13 protein-coding genes are annotated in these 11,633 nt (G+C 58.4%); 8 read left to right on the plus strand and 5 right to left on the minus strand.

Going from position 1 to position 11,633, the window contains the following annotated elements:
* Positions 1 to 69: 69 nt before the first annotated feature.
* Positions 70 to 1,656, minus strand: coding sequence for an Ig-like domain-containing protein (locus IF189_RS12885; protein ID WP_192553449.1), 1,587 nt, complete (start codon positions 1,654 to 1,656; stop codon positions 70 to 72).
* Positions 1,657 to 1,840: 184 nt separating this feature from the next.
* The gene (locus IF189_RS12890) at positions 1,841 to 2,212 is read right to left on the minus strand and encodes a DUF6124 family protein (protein WP_192553450.1); all 372 of its coding nucleotides are present in this window, start codon (positions 2,210 to 2,212) and stop codon (positions 1,841 to 1,843) included.
* A 380-nt stretch (positions 2,213 to 2,592) separates the two neighbouring features.
* On the opposite strand from IF189_RS12890, the gene IF189_RS12895 reads away from it, so the two are divergent.
* Complete coding sequence (locus IF189_RS12895; protein ID WP_134826676.1) at positions 2,593 to 3,102, plus strand: GNAT family N-acetyltransferase; 510 nt, start codon at positions 2,593 to 2,595, stop codon at positions 3,100 to 3,102.
* Between the two features lie 115 nt (positions 3,103 to 3,217).
* On the plus strand, positions 3,218 to 3,709 hold the full coding sequence (locus tag IF189_RS12900) for a hypothetical protein (protein WP_134826677.1): 492 nt from the start codon (positions 3,218 to 3,220) through the stop codon (positions 3,707 to 3,709).
* A 47-nt stretch (positions 3,710 to 3,756) separates the two neighbouring features.
* Here the strand turns inward: IF189_RS12900 and IF189_RS12905 are convergent, their stop codons facing one another.
* A complete protein-coding gene (locus IF189_RS12905; protein WP_134826678.1) occupies positions 3,757 to 3,978 on the minus strand; it encodes a cbb3-type cytochrome c oxidase subunit 3 in 222 nt (73 codons plus the stop codon).
* Between the two features lie 15 nt (positions 3,979 to 3,993).
* A complete protein-coding gene (gene ccoN / locus IF189_RS12910) occupies positions 3,994 to 5,421 on the minus strand; it encodes a cytochrome-c oxidase, cbb3-type subunit I (RefSeq protein WP_134826679.1) in 1,428 nt (475 codons plus the stop codon).
* A 317-nt stretch (positions 5,422 to 5,738) separates the two neighbouring features.
* Here ccoN and IF189_RS12915 point away from each other — a divergent pair, with 317 nt between their 5' ends.
* The 4 genes from IF189_RS12915 to IF189_RS12930 all read left to right on the plus strand — a co-directional run bounded on the left by IF189_RS12915 (position 5,739) and on the right by IF189_RS12930 (position 9,804).
* Complete coding sequence (locus tag IF189_RS12915) at positions 5,739 to 7,412, plus strand: nitrite/sulfite reductase (protein ID WP_134826680.1); 1,674 nt, start codon at positions 5,739 to 5,741, stop codon at positions 7,410 to 7,412.
* A complete protein-coding gene (locus tag IF189_RS12920) occupies positions 7,409 to 7,888 on the plus strand; it encodes a DUF934 domain-containing protein (RefSeq protein WP_134826681.1) in 480 nt (159 codons plus the stop codon). The genes IF189_RS12915 and IF189_RS12920 overlap by 4 nt, the downstream gene beginning before the upstream one ends.
* 129 nt (positions 7,889 to 8,017) lie before the next feature.
* The gene (locus IF189_RS12925) at positions 8,018 to 8,992 is read left to right on the plus strand and encodes a hypothetical protein (protein ID WP_192553451.1); all 975 of its coding nucleotides are present in this window, start codon (positions 8,018 to 8,020) and stop codon (positions 8,990 to 8,992) included.
* Positions 8,993 to 9,132: 140 nt separating this feature from the next.
* A complete protein-coding gene (locus IF189_RS12930; RefSeq protein ID WP_134826682.1) occupies positions 9,133 to 9,804 on the plus strand; it encodes a DUF3313 domain-containing protein in 672 nt (223 codons plus the stop codon).
* A gap of 60 nt (positions 9,805 to 9,864) precedes the next feature.
* Here the strand turns inward: IF189_RS12930 and IF189_RS12935 are convergent, their stop codons facing one another.
* Positions 9,865 to 10,290 (minus strand): YciI family protein, encoded by a 426-nt coding sequence (locus IF189_RS12935; RefSeq protein WP_134826683.1) that lies wholly within the window; start codon positions 10,288 to 10,290, stop codon positions 9,865 to 9,867.
* A gap of 132 nt (positions 10,291 to 10,422) precedes the next feature.
* Here IF189_RS12935 and IF189_RS12940 point away from each other — a divergent pair, with 132 nt between their 5' ends.
* Both IF189_RS12940 and tpx read left to right on the plus strand, forming a co-directional pair.
* Positions 10,423 to 10,866 (plus strand): polyketide cyclase, encoded by a 444-nt coding sequence (locus tag IF189_RS12940; protein WP_134826684.1) that lies wholly within the window; start codon positions 10,423 to 10,425, stop codon positions 10,864 to 10,866.
* A gap of 132 nt (positions 10,867 to 10,998) precedes the next feature.
* Entirely contained in the window at positions 10,999 to 11,499 is a 501-nt protein-coding gene (gene tpx, locus IF189_RS12945; RefSeq protein WP_102621372.1) for a thiol peroxidase, read from the plus strand.
* The last annotated feature ends 134 nt before the right edge of the window (positions 11,500 to 11,633 follow it).

Raw genomic sequence — 11,633 nt, forward strand, 5'->3', positions numbered from 1 at the left:
CATTGTTTAGTTCCCATTGTTTATTTTGACTTGAAACCGGCTAATGGGTGTTTTCTCATTTTTCTTTTTTCATACACGCACCAAGGCAAACGCTTTGTATTTGTCACTTCGGCCATAGCCGATGCTTGTGCTGCCTACAACTAAGCTGGGAAGCAGGCTGAAATGAGCTATATAAACCCCTCCAGCCTGCATGTCGTTGTGGAAGACATAGCGCCCAGTGCTTAGGCCCGAGGCATTGTCGAATATGGTTAATATATTCGTATAGTTTTTCTCAAATATTCCATGCAAGTTTAGTCGGTAAAACTCCGACGCCACCATACCACCAACACCACTGATCCATACTCTAGCCTCGGAGGGAGTAAGTGGTGAGTTGTTGACCAGATGACGAAACGTCATTACTTGTGAATCAATGGAATAGGAGGCTGAGTCTTTGTTTTTATCGGTAACTGTAATTGTGACAACGCCAGGTTTGTGCGCTGTAACCTTCCCGCTCTCAGTGACGGAAACGATACTTGAATTGCTTGATATATAGTTAAAAGGAGGAACCCCGCCTGTAGCTGTTCGAATTGATGTTCCAATCTCCCTCTGGGGCCACCCATAGTTTTGGATGATCCTGTTTCCAGCGAGAAGCATTAAGGATTTATCAATGGTCAGTCGTGGTGTCACCGTCAGATTACGCACATTCGAATAGGTATTGTTCGGGTGATACAGCGATTTGGCATACAGGCGTCGTGCGCCCGACGGTACCGTGATCGACAGTACCCATTTTCGTGTCGTCGGGTCAGCCGTTGCCTTGCCCTTCGGCACTGCACTTGGGCCGCTGCCATCATAGATTTCGACCTGCCGCCCAGGACTTGCCTCGCCTTGGAGTGTCAGCGAGGTGCTGTTTGTAGTGCCTCCTTGCGGAACATCGTTGCCGTTCTCATCAAGGACGAAATTTAGCTTCGGAACGATAAGCGGCCGGTTGGCAGTGATGACGATAGAACTCGTCGCCGACACATTGCTGTTGGTCAGTTGATCGATCACCCTGGCACTCACCGGATGAGTGCCATCACCGATCTGCTGAAGGTCAGTGGTGGTCAGGGTATAGCTGATCGGGTTGGCAGGATGGACATAGGAAATGGTTTTGCTCCACGTCCCCATGGTCAGCGTCCCCTCGTCATATTCGCGCGGATAGCTGCGCGTTAAAGTGAACGTGGCCGGCTGCCCCGGGCCAATGCTGGGCGGATGGCTGACCGTGATACCGGAGACCGGGTTATTGAACAGCACGTTCAGTATCGGATCGGATTTATCTTTATTACCGCTGCCGACCCGGGTGACTTCGTAGTACAGGGTATTGAGGCCATTCTTCAACACCCCCCAAGGCAACTTCAAAAAAATGCGGTCGTTCTCTTCGCCCGGATTGATAGGCTTGATCACAGATGTCGCCTGGCTGTTGACCCACAGCCTTACGGAGTCACCTGCTTGAGAGGGAGTGGAAAACAACATGAACGGGTCGATCACCATGGAGAGTTGGGTTGATGGCGAATAAATGCTTTCGGAAATGCCGAGATGGTAGGCCCCTGGCGGTTGCAGGTTTTCTTCAGCGCCCGGGATGGCCATCGGATACAGCTGGAGCAAGGCGCTGATTTGTGTCGAATTGACGTTGATGCTCATGTTGCTCTCCTGGCGTACGGTGGGAAGCCATCTTCGGGGTGAGGTTCATGACACCGCGAAAGCAGAGCATCGTCACCTGTCAGATCTGACAGGTGAGTTGGGTTTCATGACGAATGGTCATCGGCGAACGGTTTTCCTGCAGACGCAAAACGGCCCCGTAAAGGGGCCGTTTCAGTTTCAGCATTCAGGGCCGGGGCTCTGCTGCCACATCCAGATTATCCAGCACCCGATTTACCGCCAGTTCCGCCAGCATGATCAGTTGCCCGATGCCCAGCAGCACATGCCGCTGCGGCGCATCGATCATCCCGGCGAAATCGCTGGCCATGGTTTTGGCCGAGGTCAGGGTTTCGCAGGCATCGGCCAGCAGTTCTTCATTGGGGATGCCGGGGGCGATGAGATAGCGGGCGTTGGGTTTGAGCAGCGGTTTTCTGGGGTGGAACGGATTGAGGTAGTGATCGAGGGCGCGGTCGGCGGCTTTGTGGAATTTCTTGGAATCGAGGGTTTCGTAGGGCGAGGTCGGGTCGGTTTCGGGTGGGTTTGGCGTTGGTTTGATCATGATTGAATCTCCAGAGTCATGGAGCCGCCACGATTCGCTGCGATACGAAGGGGTGGCAGCTATACGCGGGTCGCAGACCGGGACTCTAGAACCGGCAGACCCGAGGGTCTCCCACGTACAGCCGCCATAAAACTGGAGGGTGTTGTGCGTCCAGAGATCGCGGGCTGCGAGACCCGATCGCTGATTCATCAGCGATCCGAAAACGATAGAGCCCGCCCCCAAGGCACACAAGCCGGCGGATTCTGGCGGATGCGTAGGCAATGGCGCAAGGCGTTGTGGCTTGCCGGAAGTTTCGGTCAACGGTTTTAAACAGTCATGGCGAATCCGTGAAGAAGCGGTTTACAGTGACCGGCCACGCACTGATCCAGGAGGGATCGTTCATGCCTGAGCACAACCCCGCCATTCACCTCGAACGCTTCAGCGAACCCCACGTTGAAGGCGTCACCGCGCTTTACAACGACCCGGCCGTGACCCGGCAGGTGTTGCAGATGCCGTTTCAGTCTGCCGAGATCTGGCGCCAGCGGCTAATGCCCGAAAACGAACGGATGGTGAAACTGGTGGCGCTGCATCAGGGTGCGGTGATTGGGCATCTCGGGCTGGAGGCTTTTGCGCGGATTCGTCGCAGCCATGCCGGCAGCGTCGGCATGGCCGTTGCGGTGGCGTGGCAGGGCAAGGGCGTCGGTTCGAAGCTGTTGGCGGCGGCGCTGGACGTGGCGGACAACTGGATGAGCCTGCACCGGGTCGAGCTTTCGGTGTACGCCGACAACGAGGCGGCCATCGGTCTCTACCGCAAGTTCGGCTTCGAAACCGAAGGCCTGTTCCGTGATTACGCCGTGCGTGACGGGCAATGGGTCGACACCCTGAGCATGGCGCGTCTGCGCAAACGCTGACCTTTAGTCAGTCCATGGCCGAAGTGGCGAGCGTGCAGGCAAATGACTTGCACGGTCGTCTTCGGCATCTGCCATGCTCAAAGTCCGCAGCACCGCTCCTTGAAGGAACACCGCAATGGACGACGTACAGCAGTTGGGCGAAATGCTTCGCCACTATGCCGACAGCGAAGCGCACAAGAAGCAATTGTTCGAGACGCAGTCAGCGACCTGGGCCACACGGATCACTGAGTTGTTCGGGCAGATCCAGCAATGGCTGGAGCCGGTGCAGGCGCCGGGTTTGCTGGAGGTGAATCGCGAGGCGTATGTGGCGTTCGGGCCGAGCATTCCGGTTGAGACGTCAACCTTCAAGACTGAGAAGCTGAGCATCGTGATTGCCGGCAAACCGGTGGAGTTTGTGCCGGATGTGATGGGCAGTGGCGGGCAGATTTCGCTGGCGGTGATGGGGTTGACGGCGGCGCGGTACGGGAGTGTTTCGTTGGTGGGGTTGCCCACTGGTGATTGGCAGTGGCGTAAGACTAATGGGTTAAAGGATCCGGATACGTTTGTGTTTGATGCGAATTTTCTGGCTCAGCAACTGCAGAGCCTGATCCCGCGCGATCGCACCTAGGGCCAAATCGATCCCACACCCAGTGTGGGATCGATCATCGGGTGCAATTACATTTCGAGATTGACCCACCCCGACTTCGCCACCTCCGGCGCCACCGCTTTCACAGTCTTGCCGGTAGCCAACTCAACCCGCCGCGCCACCTCCGGATCATCCGCAAACGGCGTCAGGCTCGCATCATCCAGGCTTTCAGCCGTTTCATGGCGCAAGCAATACTCCACCGACAGCCACAAAAACAGCACGCCCAACACATTCAAAAAAAACTCGAACATGATCGGCTCCCTTGATCAGGCGATCTGCGCTTCACGATGGGCAATCGCAACGTCCGCGACCCGCACCGTGCGCCATACGTTGTAGGCCATCAGCAACATGCCCGTCAGGAAAAACACCCCGCCGGCAAACCGTACGACAAACCCCGGATGACTGGCCTGCAGCGCTTCGACAAACGAATAAGTCAGCGTGCCGTCCTCGTTGATCGCCCGCCACATCAGGCCCTGGGTAATCCCGTTGACCCACATCGAAGCGATGTACAGCACGGTGCCGATGGTTGCCAGCCAGAAGTGCAGGTTGATCAGCGGCGTGCTGTGCATCCGTTCGCGTCCGAAGACTTTGGGCACCATGTGATAGGTCGCGCCGAAGGTGATCATCGCCACCCAGCCGAGGGCGCCGGCATGTACGTGGCCGATGGTCCAGTCGGTGTAGTGGGAGAGGGCGTTGACGGTCTTGATTGCCATCATCGGGCCTTCGAAGGTCGACATGCCGTAGAACGCCAGCGACAGAACGAGGAAGCGCAGAATCGGGTCGGTGCGCAACTGATGCCAGGCACCCGACAGCGTCATCATCCCGTTGATCATCCCGCCCCAGCTCGGCGCCAGCAGGATCAGCGACATCGCCATGCCCAGCGACTGCGCCCAGTCCGGCAGTGCGGTGTAGTGCAAGTGGTGCGGACCGGCCCAGATGTACAGGGTGATCAGCGCCCAGAAGTGCACGATCGACAACCGGTACGAATACACCGGCCGATTGACCTGCTTGGGCACGAAGTAATACATCATCCCGAGGAAGCCGGTAGTCAGAAAGAACCCCACTGCGTTATGCCCGTACCACCACTGCACCATGGCGTCGGTTGCGCCGGAATACACCGGGTAGGACTTGAACCAGTCCACCGGGATCGACAGGTGATTGACCACGTGCAGCATGGCGATCACCAGGATGAACGCGCCGAAGAACCAGTTGCCGACGTAGATATGTTTGGTCTTGCGTTGCACCACCGTGGTGAAGAACACGATGGCGTACGCGACCCAGACCACCGCCATCCACACCGCGCCGGAGAATTCGATCTCGGCATATTCCTTGGTGGTGGTGTAGCCCATCGGCAGGGTGACCAGCATGATCACGATCACCGATTGCCAGCCCCAGAAAGTGAACGCGGCGAGTTTGTCCGAGTACAGCCGCACCTGGCAGGTCCGCTGCACCGCGTAGTAGCTGGCGGCGAACTGCGCGCTGCCGGCGAAACCGAAAATCACCAGGCTGGTGTGTAACGGTCGCAAGCGGCCGAAGGTGGTCCATGGCAAGTCCAGATTCATGTCCGGCCATACCAGTTGCGAGGCGATCCATACCCCCATCGCCATGCCCACGACACCCCAGAAAACAGTCGCGATGACGAATTGGCGGACGACCTTGTAGTTATAAGCCTGTCCGATTGTTGCTGTGCTCATGGTCAATTCTTCCACGGTCAAAGTCTTGCCAGGCCACCCGGTCTGGCACGAGCTGCACTGTAGAAACCCCGCCAGAAACAAAACAGGCTCAGGAATTGTTCATTTATGCGGATCAGATCGAAGCGCTGCCTGCGGCCATCTGCCGCGCCCTGATACGGTTTTTATGCGTTCAGGTGAATCTGTAACGGGCTGCGCTGCAACGTCATAGTGCCTTCAGGAATCTGTGGGAACGAGGCATCTAGAGATTGCGCGATCTGGCGCAATCTCTAGATGCCTCGTTCCCACAGGAGTTGTGCTGAGTGCTGATGAGGTAGCCGATGTATCAATACGACGATTACGACCGGGCGCTGGTGTTCGAGCGCGTTGCGCAGTTTCGCGATCAGGTCGAGCGCTTCATGGGCGGGGAGTTGAGCGAAGAAGAGTTTCTGCCGCTGCGCCTGCAGAACGGCCTGTACATGCAAAAGCACGCCTACATGCTTCGGGTGGCGATTCCCTACGGCACATTGAGCGCCGAACAAATGCGCACACTGGCGAGCATCGCCAGTGACTATGACCGTGGCTACGGCCACTTCACCACGCGGCAGAACATGCAGTTCAACTGGATCGAACTGCGTGAAGTGCCGGACATCCTCGAACGTCTGGCGCAGGTCAACATGCATGCGATCCAGACCTCGGGCAACTGCGTGCGCAACATCACCACCGAAGCCTTCGCCGGAGTCGCGGCGGACGAGTTGATCGACCCGCGTCCGCTGGCGGAGATCCTGCGGCAATGGTCGACGATCAACCCGGAATTCCTGTTCCTGCCGCGCAAGTTCAAGATCGCCATCTGCTCGGCGAAGCAGGATCGCGCGGCGATCATGATGCACGACATCGGCCTCTACCTTTACCCCGGTCGTGACGGGCAAATGCTGCTGCGAGTGATCGTCGGCGGCGGTCTGGGGCGCACGCCGATCCTTGGTCTGCAGATCCGCGACGGCTTGCCGTGGCAGCATTTGCTGTCCTACGTTGAGGCGGTGCTGCGGGTCTACAATCGCCACGGTCGGCGGGACAACAAGTACAAGGCGCGGATCAAGATTCTGGTCAAGGCGCTGGGCATCGAAGCGTTCGCCAAGGAAGTCGAAGAGGAATGGCAGCACATCAAGGACGGGCCGGCGCAACTGACCGAGGATGAATACCTGCGGGTCGCCAACGCCTTTGTGCCGCCGAGCTACCGCACGCTGGCCGGCACCGATCTGGATTTCGGCACGCACCTGGCCGACAACCCGGCGTTCGCCCGCTGGGTCGCGCGCAACGTGCAGCCGCACAAGGTGCCGGGCTACACCAGCGCGGTGTTATCGACCAAACCGGGCGTTGCGGCGGCACCGGGGGATGTCACCGGTTTGCAGATGCTGGCGGTGGCCGACTGGTCCGAGCGTTTCGGTTTCGGCGAAATCCGCATCGCCCATGAGCAGAACATCGTCCTGCCGGACGTGCCCAAATCCGAGCTTTATGCGTTGTGGCAACTGGCGAAAGAGCAAGGCCTGGGCGCCGCCAACGTCGGCCTGCTGACCGACATCATTGCCTGCCCCGGCGGTGATTTCTGTGCGCTGGCCAACGCCAAGTCGATCCCGATTGCCCAGGCGATTCAGGCGCGTTTCGACAACCTCGATTACCTGCATGATCTGGGCGACATCAGCCTGAACATCTCCGGCTGCATGAACGCCTGCGGCCATCACCACATCGGCAACATCGGGATCCTCGGCGTCGATAAAAACGGCAGCGAGTGGTACCAGATCACCCTCGGCGGGGCGCAGGGCAAAAACAGCGCGCTGGGCAAAGTCATCGGCCCGTCGTTCAGCGCCGCCGAGGTTCCGCAGGTGATCGAGCGAATCATCGGCACCTTCGTGCGCTATCGCGAGGCTGAAGAACTGTTCGTCGATACCGTGGCACGCATCGGCCTGGAGCCGTTCAAGGAACGGGTCTACCCGAAAGTGCTGGAGGTGCCGGCATGAATAATCTGCTGCGGATGGAGGAGAGCGGGGCGCAGATTGTGCTCGACGATCCGTGGACGTTGATCCGTTCACCTGAAACAGCGCCCGGTTCCGGGATGCTGATTCTGCCGCTGGCCCACTGGCTCGAATCACCCTCTACCCACGCAGTCTGGTTGGGCCCGGATGATAGCGTCGAAAGCCTGCTGCCATGGCTGACCTCGCTGCCGTTGATCGCCCTCGACTTTCCGAGCTTTCGCGATGGCCGCGCCTACAGCCAGGCCTATCTGCTGCGCAGCCGCTTCGGCTGGAAAGGCGAATTACGGGCCATTGGCGATGTGCTGCGCGACCAGCTCAGCCACATGCGCCAGTGCGGTTTCGACAGCTTCGCTGTGCGCGAGGACAAATCCGCCGAGGATGCGCTCAAGGGGCTGGCCGGGATGAGCGTGTTGTACGGGCGCTCGGTGATCGAGCCGCGGCCATTGTTTCGGCGCAGGTGATGCAGGGGAAACCCTTAGAACCCTGATGAATCGGGGATTTTTCCTTGGGTCGATGCTGGCCTTTTGGTAGAGTCCCCGTCGCCAGCGGGTTTTCGGCTGGACGACGGAACGAAGAAGGGAGTCTGATCAGTGGGTCCGGGCAAAAAGATTCTGGGCCTCACCGCGTTGCTTTTGATGCTGACGCTGTGGGCCGGTTACATCTACGTATTCAACGAAAACCGTGGCGGTCAGCTCGGTGGAGTCGGCGAAAGCACCGCGTGGTGCGGCACGCCGCCGTCCTCGGATGCGGCGCTGCTGGGCAAGGATCAACTGACCTTGCGCATCACCAACAACCTGCGCGGCGAGTTCATGCTCAGCGGTGCGGTGGTGGTCTCCGAGCGCACCTTCAACCGCTATGATCTGGGCCGCAACGAACTGCGTCTGCGCCTGGAACCGTTGCAGTGGTCCTACGGCGTCACGCCGATCTTTCTTGAGCAGGTGAAGGTTCTGCCCTTGAGCCGCAACCTCGCCTCGACCGACAAAAGCGCCTTTGCCCAGCTCGAATCGCGCCCGATTGGCGTTCAGGGCCGCGTCACCGAGTTCCCTTTCGACACCTATCGCTACGGCTACAAACCGGTGCTGTATTACGTCAAGGGCAACGAGCGCGTCGACCTGCGCTTCAAGAACATCACCACGCTGATGGAAATGTCCAACACCTTCACGCCGATCCAGAAGTACAACCGCGCCGACTACATCAACGAGAAAAACGTGAAGGTCCGCGACGAGGACTACAAAGCCTACGGCCACCACGAGTGCGCGTTCAGCGTCGAGCGCAAAGGCGCGTTCAAGGTTGTGGTGCTGTTGATGTTGCTGGTGCTGTGCCTGCCATTGCTGCTGGTGTTCTACCGCGACGAGCCGGGGATCGACTTCCTCGCTACCCTGGTGGGGATCGGAGTGGTGCGCACGGTGCTGGTGGGGCCGGTGCAGGATTTCCAGCTGTACAACATCGACTTCCTGTTTGGCGCGGCGCTGCTGCTGGTGGGCACGGTGTCGCTGATCAAGGCGATGCGGCTTCACAGTCGGCGGGAGATGGCGCTGCGCAGCGGGGAGACGTCGACCTGGTGAATATGATCTGAATCGGGTTCTATCGTGCTTCAGTCCGGGGCGGGGTTCATTTCCCGTCCGGCAAGCGCAAAGCCTGTGGTTTTAGCTATACCTGTAACTCCCCGATGCAATAAATCAGGCCTTCTGACAGGAGTTACAGCATGAAGCTAGCCCTAATGATGAGCACCCTGTGCATTGCCACGCTTGGCGTGGTGGGTTGCTCCAGCAAGACCGTCGCTCCGGATGAGTATTCAGGTTTCCTCAAGGACTACAGCCAACTCAAGGAGGCCAAGTCACCGTCCGGTGCCGAGGTGATGCGCTGGGTCGATCCCAAACTCGATATCAACAAGTTCACCAGCGTCTATATCGAACCGACCCAGTTGTATCCCAAGCCTCAGCCAACGGTAAAAATCCCGCAACAGACCCTCAACGGCATCACGGCTTACTATGATCAGGCGCTCAAGCGTGAAGTGGGCAAATCCCTGCCGTTGGCCGCCGGGCCCGGCCCGGGCGTGATCGTCGTGCGCGCGGCCATCACCGCCGTCAGCAGCAAGACCGAAGGCCTGCATGCCTATGAAGTGATCCCGATTGCCCTGGTGGCGGCAGCGGTCACGACCGCCAGCGGCAGTCGCGATCAGGAAACCACCCTGGCCACCGAAGCGGTGTTCCTCGATGGCGGCAACAACAAGGTGGTGGCGCAGGTCGTGCGCAAGGGCACCGGGAAACCTCTGGAAAACGACTCTCAGGTCATGAAGGCCGATGACGTGAAAGCCGTGATCGATGGTTGGGCGTCGGACATGCACCAGTCTTATCTGAAAATGAAGTCAAAATAAGGTGAGCCTGATGGCCTCCACGGCGTGAGTCGTGGAGGCCGGTTTGCGAGAACGGGGCTGTCAGTGCTTTTTGGCCTGTTCGCGAATCCGCTCTTCCTGTTCGCGCAGTTCCGGGGTGAACTCGGCGCCAAAGTCTTCCGGGCAGAATATCTGACGAATCTCGATCTCGGCCTCGGTGCCCGGCATTGGATTGGGGCAGCGCTTGACCCACTCGATGGCTTCTTCCTTCGACTTCACGTCCCAGATCCAGTAACCGGCGATCAGTTCCTTGGTTTCGGCGAACGGGCCGTCGATCACGCTGCGTTTTTCGCCGCTGAAACGTACCCGGGCGCCTTTGCTGCTCGGGTGCAGGCCATCGGCGGACACCAGGATGCCGGCCCTGGACAGTTCTTCGTTGTAGTTGCCCATGTCGGTCAGCAACTGTTCGCTGGGCATCACGCCGGCTTCGGAATCCTGGCTGGCTTTGACAATGATCATGAAGCGCATGGTGTTTCTCCGTGGGAAATGGGGGGATTCACTGCTTTGTCGAACGGCCAGGGCTTGAATCGACAGCTCGTTAAAGAAAAGATGCAGAACCGCGTTTTAACAAGCATCGCCTTCATACGGAATGTGTCCGCCATGCCCACCCTGGAACTTACCACGCTGATCCCTGATCGCACCCCGAAAGAAGTGCTCGATTTCTGTCTGGAGGGCGTCAATTTCCCGAAGATCTTTCCCGAACGCGTGACGCCACTGGGGGATATCGATCTGAACAACCTGCGCATCGAAGCCGGCCGGCAATTTCGTTTCCGGCACTGGATGTTCAACCTGATTCCGTCGAACTGGACGGTGACGATCCGCGAAGTCGGCGACACCCATTTTGTCGATGAAATGCTCAAGGGGCCGTTGCGTGCCTTTCGTCATGAACATCGGGTGGCAGCGGGCGAGGGCGGTACGCTGTACACCGACCGCGTGACGTATTCGGCGATTGGCGGGGCGTTCAGCGAAGGACTGCTGGTGAACGGTTACATGCGCCGCATCTTCGAGGCCCGGCATCGCAACATGCTGCAATTGCTGAAGTAATGCTCAAGGTTGTATCCAATCTTGAACGATGGCACATGACAATTTCAGTTCAGGCATAGGTCGTCGGACAATTTCGTGGTTAACTTCCGCCTCTTGCATGCTTTCCCAACAACGTTAAGAAGGACTCCGTTCATGGCTCAAGTCACTCTCAAAGGCAACCCGGTTCAAGTCAACGGCCAACTGCCACAAGCCGGTTCCAAGGCGCCAGCCTTTTCCCTGGTAGCCGGCAATCTGTCCGACGTCACCCTGAAAGACTTCGCCGGCAAGCGCAAAGTGCTGAACATCTTCCCAAGCGTCGACACCCCGACCTGCGCCACTTCCGTGCGCAAGTTCAACGCTCAGGCCAACGAACTGGCCAACACCGTAGTGCTGTGCATCTCGGCTGACCTGCCATTCGCCCAGGCCCGTTTCTGCGGCGCTGAAGGCCTGGAAAACGTACAGAACCTGTCGACCCTGCGTGGCGCCGAATTCATTCAGAACTACGGCGTGGCCATCGCTGACGGCCCGCTGAAAGGCCTGACTGCCCGTGCGGTGGTTGTTCTGGACGAAAACGACAACGTCCTGCACAGCGAACTGGTCAAGGAAATTGCAGAAGAGCCTAACTATGAAGCGGCATTGTCCGTTCTGAAATAAGCGCTTTTACAATTGTTAACGGCCTGGCCCTGTCCAGGCCGTTTTCATTTGTGTATCAGTGTTTTGGCTCACACCTTGAAACGTAAGTTGAAGGTAAATTGCCGGTAAAGCTGCTTTGCTTTACCCCCACCAGT

The organism is Pseudomonas sp. IzPS59, assembly GCF_014863505.1.
In the GTDB taxonomy this organism is placed as follows: domain Bacteria; phylum Pseudomonadota; class Gammaproteobacteria; order Pseudomonadales; family Pseudomonadaceae; genus Aquipseudomonas; species Aquipseudomonas kribbensis.

Coding starts and splice junctions, on each gene's coding strand:
- IF189_RS12885 (WP_192553449.1), bottom strand. CDS start 1,656: ATGAGCATCAACGTCAATTCGACACAAATCAGCGCCTTGCTCCAGCTG.
- IF189_RS12890 (WP_192553450.1), bottom strand. CDS start 2,212: ATGATCAAACCAACGCCAAACCCACCCGAAACCGACCCGACCTCGCCC.
- IF189_RS12895 (WP_134826676.1), top strand. CDS start 2,593: ATGCCTGAGCACAACCCCGCCATTCACCTCGAACGCTTCAGCGAACCC.
- IF189_RS12900 (WP_134826677.1), top strand. CDS start 3,218: ATGGACGACGTACAGCAGTTGGGCGAAATGCTTCGCCACTATGCCGAC.
- IF189_RS12905 (WP_134826678.1), bottom strand. CDS start 3,978: ATGTTCGAGTTTTTTTTGAATGTGTTGGGCGTGCTGTTTTTGTGGCTG.
- ccoN (WP_134826679.1), bottom strand. CDS start 5,421: ATGAGCACAGCAACAATCGGACAGGCTTATAACTACAAGGTCGTCCGC.
- IF189_RS12915 (WP_134826680.1), top strand. CDS start 5,739: ATGTATCAATACGACGATTACGACCGGGCGCTGGTGTTCGAGCGCGTT.
- IF189_RS12920 (WP_134826681.1), top strand. CDS start 7,409: ATGAATAATCTGCTGCGGATGGAGGAGAGCGGGGCGCAGATTGTGCTC.
- IF189_RS12930 (WP_134826682.1), top strand. CDS start 9,133: ATGAAGCTAGCCCTAATGATGAGCACCCTGTGCATTGCCACGCTTGGC.
- IF189_RS12935 (WP_134826683.1), bottom strand. CDS start 10,290: ATGCGCTTCATGATCATTGTCAAAGCCAGCCAGGATTCCGAAGCCGGC.
- IF189_RS12940 (WP_134826684.1), top strand. CDS start 10,423: ATGCCCACCCTGGAACTTACCACGCTGATCCCTGATCGCACCCCGAAA.
- tpx (WP_102621372.1), top strand. CDS start 10,999: ATGGCTCAAGTCACTCTCAAAGGCAACCCGGTTCAAGTCAACGGCCAA.